The organism is Pseudomonas fragi, from assembly GCF_900105835.1.
Taxonomy (GTDB): Bacteria; Pseudomonadota; Gammaproteobacteria; order Pseudomonadales; family Pseudomonadaceae; genus Aquipseudomonas; species Aquipseudomonas fragi.
The window spans coordinates 4,060,946-4,080,219 of record NZ_LT629783.1 but is presented as its reverse complement, the minus strand read 5'-3'; the positions used below and the strand labels follow the sequence as shown (position 1 = coordinate 4,080,219).

Annotated in this window: 22 protein-coding genes; 6 read left to right on the top strand and 16 right to left on the bottom strand. The window is 58.7% G+C overall.

Features of this window, described 5'->3' with window-relative positions:
* Window positions 1-145 precede the first annotated feature (145 nt).
* Both BLU25_RS18775 and BLU25_RS18770 read left to right on the top strand, forming a co-directional pair.
* Entirely contained in the window at window positions 146-1,159 is a 1,014-nt protein-coding gene (locus BLU25_RS18775; protein ID WP_016779433.1) for an outer membrane protein assembly factor BamD, read from the top strand.
* A gap of 118 nt (window positions 1,160-1,277) precedes the next feature.
* Window positions 1,278-1,508 (top strand): PP0621 family protein, encoded by a 231-nt coding sequence (locus tag BLU25_RS18770; protein ID WP_016779432.1) that lies wholly within the window; start codon window positions 1,278-1,280, stop codon window positions 1,506-1,508.
* Window positions 1,509-1,762: 254 nt separating this feature from the next.
* Here BLU25_RS18770 and thiO read toward each other — a convergent pair whose 3' ends face one another.
* Genes thiO through pilV form a run of 5 tightly spaced genes read right to left on the bottom strand, consistent with a single transcriptional unit; the run spans window position 1,763 to window position 4,750 of the window.
* Window positions 1,763-2,863, bottom strand: a complete 1,101-nt coding sequence (gene thiO, locus BLU25_RS18765; protein WP_016779431.1) for a glycine oxidase ThiO — start codon at window positions 2,861-2,863, stop codon at window positions 1,763-1,765.
* Window positions 2,864-2,896: 33 nt separating this feature from the next.
* On the bottom strand, window positions 2,897-3,298 hold the full coding sequence (locus BLU25_RS18760; RefSeq protein WP_016779430.1) for a type IV pilin protein: 402 nt from the start codon (window positions 3,296-3,298) through the stop codon (window positions 2,897-2,899).
* Window positions 3,299-3,308: 10 nt separating this feature from the next.
* Window positions 3,309-3,851, bottom strand: a complete 543-nt coding sequence (locus BLU25_RS18755) for a pilus assembly PilX family protein (RefSeq protein WP_016779429.1) — start codon at window positions 3,849-3,851, stop codon at window positions 3,309-3,311.
* Between the two features lie 9 nt (window positions 3,852-3,860).
* Window positions 3,861-4,544 (bottom strand): PilW family protein, encoded by a 684-nt coding sequence (locus BLU25_RS18750; protein ID WP_016779428.1) that lies wholly within the window; start codon window positions 4,542-4,544, stop codon window positions 3,861-3,863.
* Entirely contained in the window at window positions 4,541-4,750 is a 210-nt protein-coding gene (gene pilV / locus BLU25_RS18745; protein WP_081481015.1) for a type IV pilus modification protein PilV, read from the bottom strand. The genes BLU25_RS18750 and pilV overlap by 4 nt, the downstream gene beginning before the upstream one ends.
* A gap of 249 nt (window positions 4,751-4,999) precedes the next feature.
* On the opposite strand from pilV, the gene BLU25_RS18740 reads away from it, so the two are divergent.
* A complete protein-coding gene (locus BLU25_RS18740; protein WP_016779426.1) occupies window positions 5,000-5,506 on the top strand; it encodes a GspH/FimT family pseudopilin in 507 nt (168 codons plus the stop codon).
* On the opposite strand, the gene ispH is transcribed toward BLU25_RS18740, so the two are convergent.
* The 6 genes from ispH to murJ all read right to left on the bottom strand — a co-directional run bounded on the left by ispH (window position 5,503) and on the right by murJ (window position 12,892).
* Window positions 5,503-6,450 carry a 4-hydroxy-3-methylbut-2-enyl diphosphate reductase gene (ispH, locus tag BLU25_RS18735; protein WP_016779425.1) on the bottom strand — a complete coding sequence of 316 codons (948 nt, stop codon included), beginning with the start codon at window positions 6,448-6,450 and terminating at the stop codon, window positions 5,503-5,505. The genes BLU25_RS18740 and ispH overlap by 4 nt on opposite strands.
* 65 nt (window positions 6,451-6,515) lie before the next feature.
* A complete protein-coding gene (gene fkpB, locus BLU25_RS18730) occupies window positions 6,516-6,953 on the bottom strand; it encodes an FKBP-type peptidyl-prolyl cis-trans isomerase (RefSeq protein WP_016779424.1) in 438 nt (145 codons plus the stop codon).
* Window positions 6,946-7,464: a signal peptidase II gene (gene lspA / locus BLU25_RS18725; protein ID WP_016779423.1), complete on the bottom strand. Its 519-nt coding sequence runs from the start codon at window positions 7,462-7,464 to the stop codon at window positions 6,946-6,948. Before lspA ends, fkpB begins: the two co-directional genes overlap by 8 nt.
* Window positions 7,457-10,288, bottom strand: a complete 2,832-nt coding sequence (gene ileS / locus BLU25_RS18720) for an isoleucine--tRNA ligase (protein ID WP_016779422.1) — start codon at window positions 10,286-10,288, stop codon at window positions 7,457-7,459. Before ileS ends, lspA begins: the two co-directional genes overlap by 8 nt.
* Entirely contained in the window at window positions 10,285-11,235 is a 951-nt protein-coding gene (gene ribF, locus BLU25_RS18715) for a bifunctional riboflavin kinase/FAD synthetase (protein WP_016779421.1), read from the bottom strand. Before ribF ends, ileS begins: the two co-directional genes overlap by 4 nt.
* Window positions 11,236-11,353: 118 nt before the next feature.
* On the bottom strand, window positions 11,354-12,892 hold the full coding sequence (gene murJ, locus BLU25_RS18710; protein ID WP_016779420.1) for a murein biosynthesis integral membrane protein MurJ: 1,539 nt from the start codon (window positions 12,890-12,892) through the stop codon (window positions 11,354-11,356).
* A gap of 251 nt (window positions 12,893-13,143) precedes the next feature.
* Between murJ and rpsT the strand changes: the two genes are divergently transcribed.
* Complete coding sequence (gene rpsT, locus BLU25_RS18700; RefSeq protein ID WP_003443902.1) at window positions 13,144-13,422, top strand: 30S ribosomal protein S20; 279 nt, start codon at window positions 13,144-13,146, stop codon at window positions 13,420-13,422.
* Window positions 13,423-13,697: 275 nt separating this feature from the next.
* Here the strand turns inward: rpsT and BLU25_RS18695 are convergent, their stop codons facing one another.
* The 5 genes from BLU25_RS18695 to rplU all read right to left on the bottom strand — a co-directional run bounded on the left by BLU25_RS18695 (window position 13,698) and on the right by rplU (window position 17,463).
* Window positions 13,698-14,159, bottom strand: coding sequence for a CreA family protein (locus tag BLU25_RS18695; RefSeq protein WP_016779419.1), 462 nt, complete (start codon window positions 14,157-14,159; stop codon window positions 13,698-13,700).
* A gap of 14 nt (window positions 14,160-14,173) precedes the next feature.
* Window positions 14,174-15,292: a glutamate 5-kinase gene (proB, locus tag BLU25_RS18690; RefSeq protein ID WP_029611229.1), complete on the bottom strand. Its 1,119-nt coding sequence runs from the start codon at window positions 15,290-15,292 to the stop codon at window positions 14,174-14,176.
* Between the two features lie 122 nt (window positions 15,293-15,414).
* Window positions 15,415-16,641 (bottom strand): Obg family GTPase CgtA, encoded by a 1,227-nt coding sequence (gene cgtA, locus BLU25_RS18685; RefSeq protein ID WP_016779417.1) that lies wholly within the window; start codon window positions 16,639-16,641, stop codon window positions 15,415-15,417.
* A 197-nt stretch (window positions 16,642-16,838) separates the two neighbouring features.
* A complete protein-coding gene (rpmA, locus tag BLU25_RS18680) occupies window positions 16,839-17,114 on the bottom strand; it encodes a 50S ribosomal protein L27 (RefSeq protein ID WP_003443913.1) in 276 nt (91 codons plus the stop codon).
* A 34-nt stretch (window positions 17,115-17,148) separates the two neighbouring features.
* A complete protein-coding gene (rplU, locus tag BLU25_RS18675) occupies window positions 17,149-17,463 on the bottom strand; it encodes a 50S ribosomal protein L21 (protein WP_007901869.1) in 315 nt (104 codons plus the stop codon).
* A 240-nt stretch (window positions 17,464-17,703) separates the two neighbouring features.
* On the opposite strand from rplU, the gene BLU25_RS18670 reads away from it, so the two are divergent.
* Together BLU25_RS18670 and BLU25_RS18665 are read left to right on the top strand one after the other, a co-directional pair.
* A complete protein-coding gene (locus BLU25_RS18670) occupies window positions 17,704-18,672 on the top strand; it encodes a polyprenyl synthetase family protein (RefSeq protein WP_016779416.1) in 969 nt (322 codons plus the stop codon).
* A 180-nt stretch (window positions 18,673-18,852) separates the two neighbouring features.
* Window positions 18,853-19,194, top strand: coding sequence for a zinc ribbon domain-containing protein YjdM (locus BLU25_RS18665; RefSeq protein WP_016779415.1), 342 nt, complete (start codon window positions 18,853-18,855; stop codon window positions 19,192-19,194).
* Window positions 19,195-19,274 lie beyond the last annotated feature (80 nt).

Here is a 19,274-nt window from a genome sequence, read left to right as displayed (position 1 = left end):
CATCAGGACCGCGCCAAGCCTTTGGTTTCGGCTGCGCGCTTGTGGTTAAATACGGCGTCTTTTGCCCCGAGGCTTTTCACGGGGCACTCATCATAACAGGACGGACCCGCCCAAGACAGCGGCCGTCATAGGGACGCAAGCCGCCATGCAAGTGAGACACCTGCTGCTGATCGCCATCCTCGCACTGACCGCCGCTTGCTCGTCGACTAAAGAAGTCGTTGACGAAAACCTCAGCGAAGTGGAGCTGTACCAGCAGGCACAGGCCGACCTGGACAACCACAGCTATACCAGTGCTACCGCCAAACTCAAGGCCCTGGAGTCACGCTACCCGTTCGGGCGCTACGCCGACCAGGCCCAGCTTGAACTGATTTATGCCTACTACAAGAACTCCGAGCCCGAAGCGGCCAAGTCGGCTGCCGAACGGTTTATCCGTCTGCATCCACAGCATCCCAACGTTGATTACGCCTATTACCTCAAGGGCCTGACTTCGTTTGACCAGGACGTGGGCCTGCTGGCGCGCTTCCTGCCGCTGGACATGACCAAGCGTGACCCGGGCGCTGCACGCGACTCCTACAACGAGTTCGCCCAGCTCACCAGCCGCTTCCCCAACAGCCGCTACGCACCCGACGCCAAGCAGCGCATGATTTATCTGCGCAACTTGCTGGCCGCGTATGAGATCCACGTAGCCGATTACTACCTGACCCGTCAGGCTTATGTAGCCGCCGCCAACCGTGGTCGTTATGTGGTCGAAAACTTCCAGGAAACCCCTTCGGTCGGCGACGGCCTGGCGGTGATGGTCGAGGCTTACCAGCGCATGCACCTCGACCAGCTGGCCAGCACCAGCCTTGAAGTGCTCAAAACCAACTACCCGGACCACCCGAGCCTGGTAGACGGCCAGTTTGTGCCACAGGTTTCCGACTCGGATAACCGCTCGTGGCTGAGCAAGGCCACCCTGGGCCTGATCGAATCCAGCACACCGCTGCCACCGGGTGAAACCCGTGCAAACATGGACATCCAGAAGCAGTATCAGGATGCCAAGGATGCAATCCCGGCCGAACTGAAGCCAAAAGATGCCGATGGCAACATCATCGAAGAGCCAGAGGCACCAGGCAAAAGCCGTTCGTGGTTCAGCTACATGACCCTGGGCCTGTTCGACTGATTGTTCAGCGCCTGAAAAAAGAGCCCTGCGGGGCTCTTTTTTTATGTTTGATTTGCCGCTGTGCGCCTGCCAGGTCCTTGGCTAAACTGGTGCATCTTTTCTCGAATAGCGAATAACCATGCTTCGTTTACTGATCTGGGCTGCGCTGATTGCTGCGGGTGTTTGGCTGTGGCGCAAATACAAGGCCGGCATGGCCGAGAGTAAAAAGCCGGTCGACCCGGGCGCTCAGCCAATGGTGCGCTGCGCCCACTGTGGCGTACACCTACCCCGTGACCGCGCCCTGAGCCAGCGGCAGGAGTGGTATTGCACCCAACAGCATCTGGAGCAAGGGCCAAAGCCAAGGGGTTAAGCCCAATTCGCAACTACACGAGATCTTCGTAGCAGTTACCGAAGGAACGAGGCAGCTACCAGTTGGGGAAAAAGTGATGGCTGAAAGCCCCTCACCCCAACCCTCTCCCGGAGGGAGAGGGAGCTGATCTGTGGAGATTTTGAGGCCACGTGCGGTCAGTCCCCTCTCCCTCCGGGAGAGGGCTAGGGTGAGGGGCTTTTGGCTGGGTTTGACCTGCAACAGAGTATCTACATGGATTTTTTGTTTACCAATGATCAGACCCGCCCCGCTGGCGCATAAGGCGTCGGGTCGATAATCGGCTCACGCCCCAGCAGCAAGTCTGCGAACAACTGGCAGGACGCCGGCGCCAGCACCAGCCCGTTGCGGTAATGCCCGCAGTTAAGCCACAAGCCGTCAAAGCCCGCTACCCGGCCAATATACGGAATGCCCTCGGGAGAGCCCGGCCGTAGCCCGGCCCAGTGCCCAACCACTTGCGCATCGGCCAAGGCCGGGATCAATTCGACTGCCGAAGCCTTGAGGCTCTCAAGGGCCGTGAGGGTCGGGGTTTTATCAAAGCCTTCATGCTCCAGCGTGCTGCCGATCAGGATATGACCGTCGCGACGCGGAATGGCATAACGCCCTTTTGCCAACACCATGCACGACAAAAAGTCAGCCGCGCACTTGTACAGGATCATCTGGCCCTTGACCGGTTCCACAGGCAACTCCAGCCCCAGCCCGCTCAACAATTCGCCGCTCCAGGCACCCGCCGACAACACCACCTCATCACCGCGAATCTCACCCCGGGCCGTATTGACCCCGCACACCCTGTCGCCCTCGCGCACAAACCCGAGCACCTCGCACTGTTCATGCACAGTGACATTCGGCATGGCCTGCAACGCAGCCTTCAGTGATTTGACCAGCCGCGGGTTACGCACATTGGCCACATTGGCCATATAAATTGCGTGCGCATAGCCGCTGCCCAGGACGGGCACCGCATCATGAACCGCCGACATATCGACCGCAGCCAGTGGTCGCCCTTCGCGCCCGGCCCACTCCAGCGCCTGGGCCTCATCGTCCAGATCCAGCCAGTACAGCCCGGTGGTGTGTACTTCAGGATCAATCCCTGTCGAGGCAAACAAACGCTTGGCCAATTGCGGGTAAAAGTCCTGCGACCAATGCGCCAGTGCCGTAACGGCACGGTTGTAGCGCCACGGATAAAGCGGCGAAACAATACCTCCGCCCGCCCAGGAGGACTCCTGCCCTGCCCCACCACGTTCCAGCACAATCACCTGCTCTACATCCGCAGCCAGATTAAACGCAGTCAGCAGGCCAATAACCCCGCCCCCGACAATCACCACCCGTTGCTGCCTAGCCATCTGTTAATCCAGCCCGTCATTCAAAATCAATCGTTAGCGCCCCCAACACTGCTGCAGTGTCAGGCCAGGGGCGGCCTGGGTTATTGCTGCCATACCGGTGTGGGCCAGCGTAAAACTCCCGCACGGATCCCCAGCCATTGCCGAACCTTGCCTGGGAGTCGCCTCCAGCCGGTAGCCGTGATCGGCAAGCTCTGCACTTATGTGGTAGTGCTGATTACCTGAACTGAGGCCTTTCACACCGCTGTATACCGCGTTCCTGGTGTAAAAGCGCTCAAGACTTTGGGCTTGCTCCATCATCAGGACGATGATTTGAGAGCGATAGGCCCGCTTTACATAATCGCCGTACAGCGGATAAACGAATGCACCAAGGATACCGATGATCACCACAACGATCATCAGTTCGATCAGGGTAAAACCTGCTGCAGGTCGATACATTGGGTGCTTCCTATTGCAGCTGCCGCCACATGACCCGTTGAAAAACCGGGGCAACACTCGCTTGCGAAGTGTTATCCGACCCCTGATAACGCGCATAGATACTTTCCAGCACCGTGCGTGATTGCCCATGCCAGCCAATGCCGGTCACTCGATACAAACCCGTCGTGGTGGTCGCCGGCAAATGGGCCGGGGTAATGCTTGGGCCAAGGTTCTGGACGCCATATAACCCATCCGCAACACTGACCCAAAGCACACTGGATACCGGATCAATGCCCGCCACGGTCTGGGTGCGGGCTTCCAGGGGCGGGTTGCAGCTTGCTGGCGAAGCGCAGGGCAAAAGCCTGGCCCATGCGCTGTGAAGCCACGCTTCGCCACTTCCAAGCGCCGCTTCCGCCGCCTCAAATGAGTGGTTGGCGTGCTGAACGCCAGCTGCCATTTTTTCCTGTTGCGTCGCACTGACCATCGCCGCCATCCCGATCAGGCCGAGCAGTACCATGCCTACCAGGCTGATCAGCAGTGCCATGCCGCGCTGACACTTGAATGACACAGGCATAGGCACCCCCTAAGCCAGCCGGTTACGCAAAGCGACTTCCAGTTGATAGGCCTGGTCTTTGGCCCGCCCCGTGCGGTCGCGCAATGTCAGGCCGATACGGATGCTGCGCAGTCGGGCCCCCTCGACCAAGTGACGCTCATAACGCAGCGCAGAGTGCGCACTTGCCGAATCAACCACGCCAAAGCTCACGTCAAATGCCGCCACGTTGTCGAGCAGCACCGTTTTATTGGGCCCGACCTTCAACTGCCCCTGCTCAAAACGATAAAACAACTCACGCAGGGGGAACGCTGTTTCACCCGGCGCCAAGCTCAACCTTGCCCCGGGGTAGGCCCTGGCGACGGTTGTACAGTCCGAAACCACTGTCCAGTCCGGTTTGGCAGACTGAAGGCCTGCGCTCGAACTGATCATGCGCAATACCCCCCCTTGCCAGGAAACCGGGGTCTTGAACGCCGCAGGCGCATCAACAATATGATCGGCCGACAGACAGCCCAACATGCCCGCCATGCGAATCTCCCGAGCCAGTTTGCTCAGCACATAGCGCGCATCCTCTTGCAGCATGGCCGATGACTGCTGGCCCAGATAAGCCTCGCGACTGCTTGCAAACAACTGCGTCATGCCCAGTACCACCAGCATCCCCAGGGCCAGGGCCACCATCAGTTCAATCAGGCCAAAACCTGAACGCGGGCTGCTCATGATGAACCCGTCTGCGCGCGGACCTGCTCCTGCCGGCTGTAGGCAATAAAACTGTCCTGGGTAGTTATCAGCGCGCTGGCCGTGTGCTTCAAAGCACTGAGTTGCATACCGGCAGAGCCCAACAGGCTGATAAACAGAATCAACAGCGCGATAAGCACTTCGATCAAGCTCATCCCGCGTTGCCGGCTTTTATCTAATCGAGGCATCCGAATCGTCCATATCAGAAAAGTCGACGGCACGCCCTGTGCCGCCCAGATAAAAGCCTAGCCTCCTCCACGGCGCTGCAAGGTAGGACGAAGCCAAGCAAGCCAAACCGATTTTTCACCTGACTTCGTGAGCAATTAAGAGTCAGAAAACATGATGAAACCATTGCCTGAAACCTGCAGCGCCAGGCTCAGCTATACCGAGAAAACACACCTGCAAGGTCCAGGGAGGACAAGGTGCATCAACGTGGCATGAGTTTGACCCAGCTGCTGCTGACGCTGATGATCGTGGCGATTACGGCCCGATTTGCCAGCCCGGCCTATAACACCCTTATCGAGCATCAACAGCGCCAGGTCGCTGCCGAACAACTGGCCAGCAGCCTGCGCAACGCCCGCGCCCAAGCACTGCTGCGCCAGCAATATGTAGTGGTTTATCCACGCGAAAATAACTGGAGCCGAGGCTGGCGGACGATTCTGGACGTGAGCGGGCAAGGCCACCTGGACAAGAGCAACCCGGTGCTGGTCGAGTCACAGGGCGGTGGACGCATACCCATTGCGGGCAATGCACCGGTTAAACAGTATGTGCGGTTTAATCCGCTGGGCGAACCCCAGCTGATTGGGGGCGCTTTTCAAGCAGGCACACTGCATGTTTGTCAGGCAAGGACTGCACAGAGCCACTATCAAGTTGTGCTGGCAAAGAGCGGGCGCATTAGCCTGCGCAGCGATAAAACTGCACAGGCGTTATGCAGGCACGCTTAGGTGATGGCGCGAACGCGCAACTCTTTGGGCATGGAGAACGTAACATTCTCTTCACGGCCGGCCAGCTCATCGGCACCGGTTGCACCCCATGCATGCAATTGCTGGATCACGCCACGCACCAGCACCTCAGGGGCCGAAGCACCTGCTGTGATACCAATGCTCTTCACACCGTCGAACCAGCTTTTTTGCAGGTCTTCGGCACCGTCGATCAGGTAGGCGGGGGTCTGCATGCGCTCAGCCAGTTCACGCAGGCGATTGGAATTGGAGCTGTTCGGGCTGCCCACCACCAACACCACATCGCACTCGTCGGCCAGTTGCTTGACCGCGTCCTGACGGTTTTGCGTGGCGTAGCAGATATCATCCTTGCGCGGCCCGCCAATGGCCGGGAAGCGCGAACGCAGGGCGTCGATCACTCGGCTGGTGTCGTCCATCGACAAGGTCGTCTGGGTTACAAAGGCCAGTTTTTCGGGGTCTTTGACCTGCAGGTTGGCGACGTCCTTTTCATCTTCGACCAGGTAGATCGCGCCGCCATTGCTGGCGTCGTACTGGCCCATAGTGCCTTCAACTTCCGGGTGACCGGCATGGCCAATCAGGATGCACTCACGGCCGTCACGGCTGTAGCGCGCCACTTCGATATGCACCTTGGTGACCAGCGGGCAGGTCGCATCAAAAACTTTAAGACCGCGACCCGCAGCCTCTGTACGCACAGCCTGGGAAACGCCATGGGCACTGAAGATGACGATGACGTCGTCCGGCACCTGATCCAGTTCTTCGACAAAGATTGCGCCGCGGGAGCGCAAGTCTTCAACGACAAATTTGTTGTGCACCACTTCGTGGCGAACATAGATAGGCGGACCGAATACTTCCAGAGCGCGATTGACGATTTCAATCGCACGGTCCACCCCGGCGCAGAAGCCACGGGGGTTGGCGAGTTTGATATGCATGCTGGGCCTCGTGGGACGCGCAGAAAAATAATGCCAATCAGGCCCGGCCACAGCCGGGCACTGAATTACAGCGCTTGAACGTCTTTGATTTCCACGTCGAAGGTCAGGGTCTTGCCTGCCAGCGGGTGGTTGAAATCAATGGTGACCTGCTCGTCATCAAACTCTTTGACCACACCCGGAAGCTCGGTGTTGGCCGCGTCGTTGAAGATCACCAGCAAGCCTTGCGACAACTCCATGTCCTTGAACTGCGAACGCGGAATGATCTGCACATTTTGCGGGTTTGGCTGGCCAAAGGCGTTTTCCGGAAGAATCTCCAGTGTGCGCTTGTCACCCGCCTTGAAACCGAACAACGCCGTTTCAAACCCTGGCAGCAAGCTGCCATCACCGACCTTGAAGGTGGCCGGGGACTTGTCGAAGGTGCTGTCGACGGTGTCGCCATTTTCCAGACGCAAAGCAAAATGCAGCGTGACCTGCGTGTTCTGACCAATACGCTGCTCAGTCATGAGCGGTTTCCTCGGACTTTTTACTTTTGAACATATCCAGCGCCAGCATCACGGCACCTACGCAAATCGCACTGTCGGCGAAGTTGAACGCAGGGAAGTACCAGCGATTTTGCCAATGCACCAGAATGAAATCGACCACATGGCCGTAAACAATACGGTCATACAAGTTACCCAGCGCGCCGCCCAGGATCAGGGCAAGGGCAATGGCCAACCAGGTGTCATTGCGCCCCAGACGCTTGAGCCAGACCACCAGCACGGCACTGACCACCACCGCGATCAATGCAAACAGCCAGCGCTGCCAGCCAGCACTGTCGGCCAGGAAGCTGAAAGCCGCGCCGGTGTTGTAGGCCAGGGTCCAGCTGAACAGGTCCGGGATCACCACGATCTGCTGGTACATCTGCAGCGCGTTGTCGAAGTAGACCTTGCTGGTCAGGTCAATGACCAGGACCAGCACCGTCAACCAGAGCCAGCCCAGGCGCCCGAAGCGCCCGGTAGTGCTGGTATTAGGCATAGTGACGTACCTCACCGGCGCCGCTGATGTTGTCGACGCAACGACCGCAGATTTCCGGGTGCTCCGGGTTCACACCGACGTCTTCACGGCAGTGCCAGCAACGGGCGCACTTGGCGTGGGCCGACTTGACCACCTTGAGCTTGAGGCCGGCGACTTCGGTCACCACGGCATCCGCTGGAGCCTGCACCAGGGGTGCAACGCTGGCGGTGGAGGTGATCAGCACGAAGCGCAGTTCGTTGCTCAGCTTGGCCAGGTCCGCTGCCAGGGCATCTTCGGCGAACAGGGTGACTTCCGCCTGCAAGTTGCCGCCAATGGCCTTGGCTGCACGCAGGTTTTCCATCTCCTTGTTGACCGCAACCTTGACCGCCATGATCCGCTCCCAGTAGGCGCGATCCAGTTCGGTGCCTTCCGGCAGCTCGCTCAGACCTTCATACCAGGTGTTGAGCATGACCGATTCGTTGCGATCGCCCGGCAGGTATTGCCACAGCTCGTCGGCAGTGAATGCCAGGATCGGTGCGATCCAGCGCACCAGCGCCTCGGAGATGTGGAACAGCGCGGTCTGGCACGAACGACGGGCCTTGCTGTCAGCACCAGTGGTGTACTGACGGTCCTTGATGATATCCAGGTAGAAGCCGCCCAGCTCCTGCACGCAGAAGTTGTGCACCTTGGAGTACACGTTCCAGAAGCGGTATTCGCCGTAATGCAGCTCCAGCTCGCGCTGCAGCAACAACGCGCGATCCACCGCCCAACGGTCCAGTGCCAGCATTTCTTCGGCAGGCAGGATGTCGGTGGCCGGGTTGAAGCCGGTCAGGTTCGACAGCAGGAAGCGTGCGGTGTTGCGGATACGCCGGTAGGCATCTGCGCTACGCTGCAGGATCTGGTCGGAAACCGCGATTTCACCCGAGTAGTCAGTCGAGGCAACCCACAGACGCATGATGTCAGCGCCCAGGGTGTCGTTGACCTTTTGCGGTGCAATCACGTTGCCCAACGACTTGGACATCTTGCGACCAGCCTCGTCCACGGTGAAACCGTGGGTCAGCAGCTCGCGGTACGGCGCGTGGTTGTCGATGGCGCAACCGGTCAGCAGCGAGGAGTGGAACCAGCCACGGTGCTGGTCGGAGCCTTCCAGGTACAGGTCGGCACGCGGGCCGGTCTCGTGACCCATAGGGTGCGAGCCGCGCAGTACATGCCAGTGCGTGGTGCCCGAATCGAACCATACGTCCAGGGTGTCGCTGATCTTGTCGTACAGCGGCGCTTCGTCGCCCAGCAGTTCGGCGGCGTCCAGCTTGAACCAGGCCTCGATACCTTCAAGCTCAACGCGCTTGGCCACTTCTTCCATCATTTCGACGGTGCGCGGGTGCAGTTCGCCGCTTTCCTTGTGCAGGAAAAACGGGATCGGCACACCCCAGTTGCGTTGACGCGAGATGCACCAGTCCGGACGGTTGGCGATCATCGAGTGCAGGCGGGCCTGGCCCCAGGCCGGTACGAACTGGGTATCTTCGATAGCCTGCAGCGCACGGGCGCGCAGGGTATCGCCTGTGGTCGGCTGCTTGTCCATGCCGATGAACCACTGCGCGGTAGCGCGGTAGATCAGCGGGGTCTTGTGGCGCCAGCAGTGCATGTAGCTGTGGCTGATGGTTTCGGTGAACATCAACGAGCCGACTTCGATCAACTTGTCGATGATGTTCTGGTTGGCCTTCCAGATGAACTGGCCACCGAAGAACTCCAGCGATGGCACATACACGCCATTGCTTTGCACCGGGTTGATGATGTCGTCGTTGACCATGCCATAGGCTTTGCAGGTCACGAAGTCGTCTACGCCGTAGGCCGGGGCGGAGTGAACCACGCCGGTGCCGGCGCCCAGTTCAACGTACTCGGCCAGGTAAACCGGCGACAGGCGGTCGTAGAACGGGTGACGGAAGTTGATCAGCTCCAGCGCCGAACCGGTGGTGGTGGCGATCACCGAACCTTGCAGGTTGTAGCGCGCCAGGCACGACTCGACCAGCTCTTCAGCCAGGACCAGCAGTTTGTCACCCACATCGACCAGCGCGTAGGTGAATTCCGGGTGGACGTTAAGTGCCTGGTTGGCCGGAATGGTCCACGGGGTGGTGGTCCAGATCACGATTGCGGTCGGCTTGCTCAGGGCTGCCAGGCCAAAGGCCTCGGCCAGTTTGGCCTCGTCGGCAACCGGGAAGGCAACGTCGATGGCCGCGGATTTCTTGTCCTGGTATTCAACTTCAGCTTCGGCCAGGGCCGAACCGCAATCGAAGCACCAGTTCACCGGCTTGAGACCCTTGAACACGAAACCGCCCTTGACGATTTCGGCCAGGGCACGGATTTCGCCGGCTTCGTTTTTGAAGTCCATGGTTTTGTACGGGTTGGCAAAGTCACCCAGCACACCCAGACGGATGAACTCGGACTTCTGGCCCTCGATCTGCTCGGTGGCGTAGGCACGGCACAGCTCGCGGGTCTTGTCCGCAGGCAGGTTTTTACCGTGAGTCACTTCAACCTTGTGCTCGATCGGCAAACCGTGGCAATCCCAGCCCGGCACATACGGCGCGTCAAAACCCGACAGGGTCTTGGAGCGGATGATCATGTCTTTCAGGATCTTGTTCAGCGCATGACCGATATGGATAGTGCCGTTGGCATACGGAGGACCGTCGTGAAGTACGAACTTCGGACGATCCTTGCCAATCTCGCGCAACTTCCCGTACAGGCCAATGCTGTCCCAGCGCTGCAAAATTTGCGGTTCGCGCTGTGGCAGGCCGGCCTTCATTGGGAAGGCGGTGTCCGGGAGGTTTAGCGTGGCTTTGTAGTCGGTCATTTCAGGCTCTTTTTAAGCGGTTGACCCAGCCAATAGGCTCGGGCGGCGGCGACGTCCGCATTGATCGCCGTCTTGAGCGCCTCCAGGGAGGCGAAACGCTGCTCATCACGCAGCTTGTGGTGGAATGCCACGTTCAAACGCCGACCATACAGATCGCCGGCGAAATCCAACAGATGTACTTCAAGATGGGCGCTGCCATCCCCTGCTACGGTTGGCCGCACGCCGATATTGGCGACGCCGGGCCAGGTCTTGCCATCGATCTCGACGCTGGCCAGGTACACCCCGGTCAACGGCACACGACGACGCTTGAGCTGGATATTGGCGGTCGGCGTGCCCAGTTGGCGCGCCAGTTTTTGCCCGTGCAATACCCGCCCAGCGATTTGAAAAGGACGCCCCAGCAAGCGCTCTGCAAGGGCGAAATCGCCGCCAGCCAGGGCATCACGCACCTTCGTGCTGCTGATGCGTACACCGTCAAGCTCGACGGTTTGCGCCGCCTCGACGGTAAAGCCCTGCATCTGCCCGGCCTGTTGCAAGAAATCAAAGTCGCCGACGCGGTCGCAGCCAAAACGGAAGTCGTCACCGACCTCCAGGTGCTGCACACCCAGGCCGTCGACCAGGATGGTATCGACGAATTCGGCGGCGCTGAGCTTGCACAGGCGTTGATTGAACGCCAGGCACAGCACCCGGTCGACACCGGCGTCAGCCAGCAGTTGCAGCTTGTCGCGCAACCGGGCCAGACGTGCCGGCGCCGTGTCCGGGGCAAAGAACTCGCGCGGCTGCGGCTCGAAAATCACCACGCAGCTGGGCACGCCCAACTCCAGCGCACGCTCACGCAGCCGGCCCAGGATTGCCTGGTGACCACGGTGTACACCGTCAAAGTTGCCAATAGTGGCGACACAGCCCCGATGCTGGGGCCGCAAATTGTGAAGGCCTAGAACCAGCTGCATAACGCGCTTCTTGCTCATAAAGTGGTCGATTATAACCACACCCAGCCCAGTACGACAGGCAACAGCGCAAGGCAAATCAGGTCATTTCGACAAAATCGACGTCTGACCCGTCATTAGCTTACATAAGTGACTTGCGCGCGAAATCTTTCAAACGCAGGCCCAGCAACAGCAGCATGCCGAAATACGCCAGCACGCCCGCGACAACCAAGCCGCCCAGGCGAATAAAACGCTCCAGCATATTGCCGTGATCCCAGGCCGGCATCACCTGCATCAAGCCCAGCAATACCGCGGACATCACGGCTACGGCCAGCACCAGCTTGAACAGGTATTTGGTCCAGCCTGGCTGGGCGACAAACAGTTTTTGCCGACGCAGCTGCCAGAACAGCAACCCGGCATTGATACAGGCGCCCACGCTGATGGCCAGTGCCAGGCCCGCATGCTGCAACGGCACAATAAACACCAGGTTAAGCAACTGCGTCACTACCAGGGTGAATACCGCAATCTTGACCGGGGTGCGAATATTTTGCTGTGCATAAAAGCCTGGGGCCAGCACCTTGATAATGATGATCCCCAGCAGCCCCAGCGAATAAGCGATCAATGCTCGCTGGGTCATGGCCGCATCCAGCGCCGTGAACTGGCCGTACTGAAACAGTGAAACCGTCAGCGGCTCGGACAAAATGGCCAGCGCCAGCGAGCATGGCAGCACCAGCACAAAACACAGGCGCAGGCCCCAGTCGAGAATCCGCGAATATTCCTGGCGGTCTTTATTGGCGTAGGTCTTGGACAGGGTTGGCAGCAGGATCGTGCCCAGCGCCACCCCTAGAACCCCCGACGGCAACTCCATCAGGCGGTCCGCGTAGTACATCCATGACACCGAACCGGCGACAAGGAAAGAAGCAAAAATCGTATTGATGATCAGCGAAATCTGACTGACCGACACACCCAGAATGGCCGGCAACATCTGCTTCATCACGCGCCACACACCGGTATCGCGCAGATTGAGGCGCGGCAATACCAGCATGCCGATTTTTTTCAGATGCGGCAGCTGGAACAGCAACTGCGCCAGCCCCCCCACCAGCACGGCCCAGCCCAGGGCCATGACCGGAGGATCGAAATACGGCGTAAGGAACAATGCAAACACAATCATGCTGACGTTCAGCAAGGTCGGCACAAAGGCAGGTACGGCAAAACGGTTCCAGGTATTGAGGATCGCCCCGGCCAGGGATGACAGCGAGATCAGCAATATATAAGGGAAAGTGACCCGCAGCATGTCGCTGGTCAGCTCGAATTTTTCCGGAGTCGTGGCGAACCCTGGAGCCGTTGCCCAGATAACCCAGGGGGCCGCCACCATGCCCAGCACGGTGACAATGGCCAGCACCAGGGTCAAAAGCCCGGCGACATAAGCAACGAAAGTACGGGTCGCCTCCTCACCTTGCTGGCTCTTGTATTCGGCCAGAATGGGCACAAATGCCTGGGAGAAAGCCCCCTCGGCGAAGATCCTGCGCAGCAGATTGGGCAGTTTGAAGGCAATAAAGAACGCATCCGTGGCCATTCCGGCACCGAAGGCACGCGCAATAATGGTGTCGCGAATGAAGCCCAGAACCCTGGAAATCATGGTGATTGAGCTGACGGCAGCCAACGACTTGAGCAAATTCATTGAAAGAGTTTTTGCCTATTAGAGAAAGAGCTGGCGAACAAAGCGCCCACTTATGCGATACTGCGCGCCGCAACAGCACAGAGCCAAGCTCGCGAGTTTACAGGTCAAGCGCCGGAAATAAATATCCCGTCTGCCTCGATCCACCACTCAGCGGATCGCATCAAACGCCCTTGACAAGAGTTCTCGTCATCGGCATGATTCGCGGCCTATTTTGTTTGTTATTTCCCAAAAGTCTTTCGAGGAGCTCGACGGTGGCCAACACACCTTCCGCCAAAAAACGTGCAAAACAGGCTGAGAAGCGTCGCAGCCACAACGCCAGCCTGCGTTCCATGGTTCGTACCTACATCAAGAATGTAGTTAAAGCCATCGACGCAAAAGACGCTGCTAAAGCGCAAGCTGCTTATGTTCTGGCTGTACCTGTTATCGACCGTATGGCCGATAAAGGCATCATCCACAAGAACAAAGCTGCTCGCCATAAGAGCCGCCTGAATGGCCACGTCAAGGCGTTGAACCTTGCGACTGCCGCTTAAGCGACAAGCTTGTTAAAAAACCGACCTTAGGGTCGGTTTTTTATTGCCTGCGATTTAAGCGACACCCTTGTAGCAGCTGCCGAAGGAACGAGGCTGCGTTCGGTTGCGCAGCGACCGCAAATATTCAAACCCAAGCTTGTCTGACACACAGCAAAACCCGGCTTTACGACAGCTTCGCCGCCGAACGCAGCCTCGCTCCTTCGGCAGCTGCTACAGATCCGGAATAAAAATCGGCAAAAAAAAGCCGCGACAAGCGCGGCTTTTCTTGAACAACGTTACTCGTGTGGCCACGGCAAAATCGGGATTGCCGTTACGGCATTCTGCGGACTGCCTTCGATCAAGCGGTCGCTGTACACCAGATACACCAGCGTATTGCGCTTTTTATCGAGAAAACGCACCACCTGCATGGTCTTGAACACCAGCGAAGTGCGCTCCTTGAACACCTCATCACCATCCTTCAGGTCGCCCTTGAAGCTGATCGGCCCGGTCTGACGGCACGCAATCGACGCCTCGGCACGATCCTCGGCCAACCCCAGACCACCCTTCATACCGCCCGTCTTGGCGCGGGACAGGTAGCAAGTCACACCGTCCACCTTCGGATCATCAAATGCTTCGACCACAATGCGGTCATTGGGCCCGACAAATTTGAAAACCGTCGATACCGAACCAATCTCTTCAGCCGACGCCAGCAACGGCATTGCCAGCATCAACCCCAACAAACCGCCAATCAAGCGCATATCACACCTCAAAATCAAACCAGAATCAGGTTATCGCGGTGCACCAATTCAGGCTCCGCCATATACCCCAGCACAGCGACAATCGCATCCGACGGCTGCCCGATGATTTTTTGCGCTTCAGCAGCACTGTAGTTGGCCAGGCCACGGGCAATTTCCCGCCCGTCCGGCGCCACACACACCACCATCTCGCCACGACGGAAACCGCCCTGCACCGCCTTGACCCCAACCGGCAGCAGGCTCTTATTGCCCTTGGACAAAGCCGCTACAGCCCCCTCATCCAGCACCAGCGTGCCACGGGTTTGCAAATGCCCGGCCAGCCACTGTTTGCGTGCAGCCAACAGACCACGCTCAGGGGACAGCAAGGTGCCCAGGCGCTCGCCCGCCTTCAGACGATCCAGCACCCGCTCCAGACGCCCACCCACGATGATCGTGTGCGCCCCGGAACGTGCCGCCAGCCGCGCCGCACGCAGCTTGGTCTGCATGCCACCACGCCCCAGCGCGCCACCGGTACCGCCCGCCACAGCGTCCAGCGCCGGGTCATCGGCACGAGCCTCGTAGATCATCTTGGCATCAGGGTTAATACGCGGATCAGCGTCAAACATGCCGTCGCGATCGGTCAGGATCACCAGCAGATCAGCCTCGACCAGATTGGCCACCAGTGCTGCCAGCGTATCGTTGTCACCAAAACGGATTTCGTCGGTGACCACCGTGTCATTTTCGTTAATGACCGGGATCACACCCAGCTCCACCAGCGCACGCAACGTGCTGCGGGCATTGAGGTAACGCTTGCGATCAGACAGGTCGTCATGGGTCAGCAGAATTTGCGCGGTATGCCGGGAGTGCTCGGCAAAGCTCGACTCCCAGGCCTGCACCAGGCCCATCTGGCCAATGGCCGCAGCCGCTTGCAGCTCGTGCATGGCACTCGGTCGCACCGTCCAGCCCAAACGGCTCATGCCGGCCGCCACAGCACCCGAAGACACCAGCACCAGCTCAACGCCAGCCTCGTGCAACGCCACCATCTGCTCCACCCAAACGCCCATCGCTGCGCGATCCAGGCCTTTGCCATCCGCTGTCAGCAACGCGCTGCCGATCTTGACAACCCAGCGCTGCGCACCCGTCACCTTGCTCCGCATCTTCATCCAACCTATGCCTGAGAGCAGCGCGACCGAGCGCTGCCATGGAATTATTTATGATTACCAATTCGTAGATGCTAAAACGCCGCTCATTGAGCGGCGCTGTAGTTTACTGCAACGAATCAGTCGCGGACGTAAATGATTTCCGGACCATCTTCATCATCTACATCTTCTTCGTCCCAGTCATCTTCACCGATGTCATGGACGCTCTTCACGCCGCTGCGGCGCAGGGCACGCTTGTCATCCAGGGCCTGCAACTGCGCACGGGCTTCATCTTCGATGCGCTGATCCAGCTCGGCCAACTCTTGCTTGTAAGCAGGGTCAGCAGCCAGACGATCAGCACGATCCTCCAGATAACGCATGATGTCATGGCAGAGCTTGTCGGTACCGATCTTGGCAATCGCCGAGATCACATACACCGGACCGGTCCACTCAAGACGATCAACCACTTCCTTGACGCGAGCATCGTGCTCGTCTTCAGGCAGCGAATCGCACTTGTTCAGCACCAGCCAGCGATCACGCTCAGCCAGCGAAGGGCTGAACTTGGTCAGCTCGTTAACGATGACTTCAGCGGTATCAGCAGCACTTTCAGTACCTTCCACCGGCGCCATGTCGACGAGATGCAACAACAGGCGGGTACGCGCCAGGTGCTTGAGGAAGCGAATGCCCAGGCCCGCGCCATCGGAAGCCCCTTCGATCAAGCCAGGAATATCGGCGATCACAAAGCTCTTCCAGCGATCCACGCTGACCACACCCAGGTTTGGCACCAGGGTAGTAAACGGATAGTCCGCCACTTTCGGCTTGGCTGCAGACACCGAACGGATAAAGGTACTTTTACCAGCGTTCGGCAAGCCCAGCAGGCCAACGTCAGCCAGCACCTTCAATTCCAGTTTCAGGTCACGCTGCTCACCCGGCTTGCCCGGCGTGGTCTGGCGTGGCGCACGGTTGGTACTGGATTTGAAACGGGTGTTGCCCAGCCCGTGCCAGCCACCATGCACCACCAGCAAACGCTGGCCGGCCTTGGTCAGGTCACCGATGATTTCCTGGGTGCCAGCGTCGATCACCGTGGTACCGACCGGAACACGCAGCTCCAGGTCTTCACCCTTGCGACCGGTGCAATCCGTACTGCCGCCGTTCGAGCCACGCTGGGCATCGAAGTGACGGGTATAACGGTAGTCAACCAGGGTGTTGAGGTTTTCGTCGGCGATCATGTAGATCGAGCCGCCATCACCACCATCACCACCGTTTGGGCCACCGTTCTCGATGAATTTCTCACGACGGAAACTCATGCAACCGTTACCACCGTCGCCTGCTTTTACTTTGATCGATACTTCATCAACAAACTTCATATCAAAACGCGCCTCTCGTCATTAGGACGAGCCGTTAAAAACCAAGACATAAGACTCTTGCAAAAATGAGCGCAGCGACCTCAATCAACGACCGTTAAATCCAGCGCCAGCAGCCCATACAAACAGTTTTGCAAGAGACTCACCCCACAAACGAAAAAGCCCCGTCGCAAGACAGGGCTCTTCCAGCTACCAAGCTATTACGCCGCGACGACTGCAGTCTTCGGAACGATGCTTACATAGCGACGACCGAAGGCGCCTTTAACCTGGAACTTGATCACGCCTTCCACTTTCGCGAACAGGGTGTGATCTTTGCCCATACCAACGCCGTAGCCAGCGTGGAATTGGGTGCCGCGCTGACGCACGATGATGTTGCCCGGAATGATAGCCTGGCCGCCATACATCTTCACGCCAAGGCGTTTGGCTTCTGAGTCGCGACCGTTACGGGTACTACCACCAGCTTTTTTGTGTGCCATGAGTCAATTCTCCTAGTGAGGAATTAGGCTGAAATTAAGCCTGAATACCGGTGATTTTGATCTCGGTGTACCACTGGCGGTGGCCCATACGCTTCATGTGGTGCTTACGACGACGGAACTTGATGATGCGGACTTTATCGTGACGACCTTGGGAGATCACTTCAGCCACAACAGTGGCGCCAGGTACAACTGGAGCGCCGATGTTAACGTCGTCGCCATTGGCGACCAACAGAACGCGATCAAAAGTTACGGATTCGCCGGTAGCGATTTCCAGTTTTTCGATCTTCAGGTATTCACCTGGAGCTACTTTGTATTGCTTGCCACCAGTAACGATTACTGCGTACGACATGGTATTTCTCCGATAATCCTGCTCACCCAGCGCTTTATAGGTAAAGGTATTGGCTGGCATGGCTGCATGGGGCTGGAACGGCCCAGATGCAATTGCGTAAGGCAGGTGCTGCCCAGGAAGTTCAGGGTGCGCGATTGTACGCAAGCCAAGTCAGGCTTGCAAGGGGCCGTCCATCCGCCTTGACAGGCCCAGCCCCCCGACCTAGCATGCCGCGCAACCCTTCTGGAGCACCTGTCGCTGATGCAACCCCAAGCTTTCTACCGCGCGGTGGCGGACGATTTTAGCGCCGTCGATGGCATCATCAAGAAGCAGCTGACTTCACGCGTACCGCTGGTCTCAAAAATCGGCGACTACATTACTTCGGCCGGCGGTAAGCGCCTGCGTCCTTTATTAGTGTTGCTGTGTGGCAAGGCCCTGGGTCGCGAAGGCGACGACTTGCGCCTGCTGGCCGCAACCATCGAGTTCCTGCATACCGCGACCCTGCTGCACGACGACGTGGTCGACATGTCGGGCATGCGCCGTGGCCGCAAGACCGCCAACGCCACCTGGGGCAATGCCCCCAGCGTATTGGTCGGCGACTTCCTGTACTCGCGCTCCTTCGAGATGATGGTTGAGCTTGGCTCGATGCCAGTGATGAAAATCCTGTCGCAAGCCACCCGCATCATTGCTGAAGGCGAAGTGTTGCAGCTGTCCAAGGTGCGCGACGCCAGCACCACCGAAGAAACCTACATGGAAGTCATCCGCGGCAAAACCGCGATGCTGTTCGAGGCTTCGACCCACAGTGCTGCGGCGCTGGCAGGCGCCACGCCCGAGCAGAGCGAAGCCCTGCGCACCTTCGGCGATCACCTGGGGGTGGCGTTCCAGCTGGTGGACGACCTGCTCGACTACCGCGGCGATGCTGAAACCCTGGGCAAGAACGTCGGTGACGATCTGGCCGAAGGCAAGCCGACCCTGCCGCTGATCTACACCATGCGCGAAGGCACGCCTGAACAGGCAGCCCTGGTGCGCAAGGCCATCCAGAAAGGCGGCATCGAAGACCTGGAAAGCATCCGCGCGGCTGTCGAGGCCTCCGGCTCACTGGAATACACCGCACAACTGGCCCGCGACTATGTGGCCCGTGCGATTGTATGCCTCGAAGCCCTGCCGCCAAGCGAATACCGCGATGCGCTGGTCGAATTGAGCGAATTTGCGGTAGCACGTACACACTGACTACCTGTGGGAGCGGGCTTGCTCGCGACTGGATCGCTGCGGTGCAACACATGCACCGCGGCGCCTGCATCGCGGGCAAGCCCGCTCCCACACGTTCAATCTGCCCTGCTATCCCCCGCCCCGCACTAAAACCCTATATAATGCGCGCCTTTTAGCCAGCCTGATTCTTAAGGAGCTTTAGTGAGCACGTTGCCACCCTGCCCAAAATGCAATTCCGAATACACCTACGAAGACGGCGCCCAGCTGATCTGCCCGGAATGCGCCCATGAGTGGTCCGCCAATGGCGTAGCTGAAGAAGCCAGCGATGAAAAAGTCTACAAGGACTCCGCAGGCACTGTGCTGACCGACGGTGACACCATCACCGTGATCAAGGACCTGAAAATCAAGGGGACTTCCCTGGTGGTCAAAGTGGGCACCAAGGTCAAGAACATCCGCCTGTGCGACGGCGACCACGATATCGACTGCAAGATCGACGGCATCGGCCCGATGAAGCTCAAGTCCGAGTTCGTGCGTAAAGTCTGATTCTGCTGCATGCCTTTCTGCGCCCTGCGCAGGAAGGTGCTTCACCCTCCCCGCCAAGCAATATCAAAAAGCCAGCCACT

Coding starts and splice junctions, on each gene's coding strand:
- BLU25_RS18670 (WP_016779416.1), top strand. CDS start 17,704: ATGCAACCCCAAGCTTTCTACCGCGCGGTGGCGGACGATTTTAGCGCC.
- cgtA (WP_016779417.1), bottom strand. CDS start 16,641: ATGAAGTTTGTTGATGAAGTATCGATCAAAGTAAAAGCAGGCGACGGT.
- BLU25_RS18695 (WP_016779419.1), bottom strand. CDS start 14,159: ATGCGCTTGATTGGCGGTTTGTTGGGGTTGATGCTGGCAATGCCGTTG.
- lspA (WP_016779423.1), bottom strand. CDS start 7,464: ATGCCTAATACCAGCACTACCGGGCGCTTCGGGCGCCTGGGCTGGCTC.
- ileS (WP_016779422.1), bottom strand. CDS start 10,288: ATGACCGACTACAAAGCCACGCTAAACCTCCCGGACACCGCCTTCCCA.
- ribF (WP_016779421.1), bottom strand. CDS start 11,235: ATGCAGCTGGTTCTAGGCCTTCACAATTTGCGGCCCCAGCATCGGGGC.
- BLU25_RS18755 (WP_016779429.1), bottom strand. CDS start 3,851: ATGCCTGTGTCATTCAAGTGTCAGCGCGGCATGGCACTGCTGATCAGC.
- BLU25_RS18775 (WP_016779433.1), top strand. CDS start 146: ATGCAAGTGAGACACCTGCTGCTGATCGCCATCCTCGCACTGACCGCC.
- rpmA (WP_003443913.1), bottom strand. CDS start 17,114: ATGGCACACAAAAAAGCTGGTGGTAGTACCCGTAACGGTCGCGACTCA.
- BLU25_RS18770 (WP_016779432.1), top strand. CDS start 1,278: ATGCTTCGTTTACTGATCTGGGCTGCGCTGATTGCTGCGGGTGTTTGG.
- pilV (WP_081481015.1), bottom strand. CDS start 4,750: ATGCCTCGATTAGATAAAAGCCGGCAACGCGGGATGAGCTTGATCGAA.
- BLU25_RS18740 (WP_016779426.1), top strand. CDS start 5,000: ATGAGTTTGACCCAGCTGCTGCTGACGCTGATGATCGTGGCGATTACG.
- thiO (WP_016779431.1), bottom strand. CDS start 2,863: ATGGCTAGGCAGCAACGGGTGGTGATTGTCGGGGGCGGGGTTATTGGC.
- fkpB (WP_016779424.1), bottom strand. CDS start 6,953: ATGACTGAGCAGCGTATTGGTCAGAACACGCAGGTCACGCTGCATTTT.
- ispH (WP_016779425.1), bottom strand. CDS start 6,450: ATGCATATCAAACTCGCCAACCCCCGTGGCTTCTGCGCCGGGGTGGAC.
- proB (WP_029611229.1), bottom strand. CDS start 15,292: ATGCGGAGCAAGGTGACGGGTGCGCAGCGCTGGGTTGTCAAGATCGGC.
- BLU25_RS18760 (WP_016779430.1), bottom strand. CDS start 3,298: ATGTATCGACCTGCAGCAGGTTTTACCCTGATCGAACTGATGATCGTT.
- BLU25_RS18750 (WP_016779428.1), bottom strand. CDS start 4,544: ATGAGCAGCCCGCGTTCAGGTTTTGGCCTGATTGAACTGATGGTGGCC.
- murJ (WP_016779420.1), bottom strand. CDS start 12,892: ATGAATTTGCTCAAGTCGTTGGCTGCCGTCAGCTCAATCACCATGATT.
- rplU (WP_007901869.1), bottom strand. CDS start 17,463: ATGTCGTACGCAGTAATCGTTACTGGTGGCAAGCAATACAAAGTAGCT.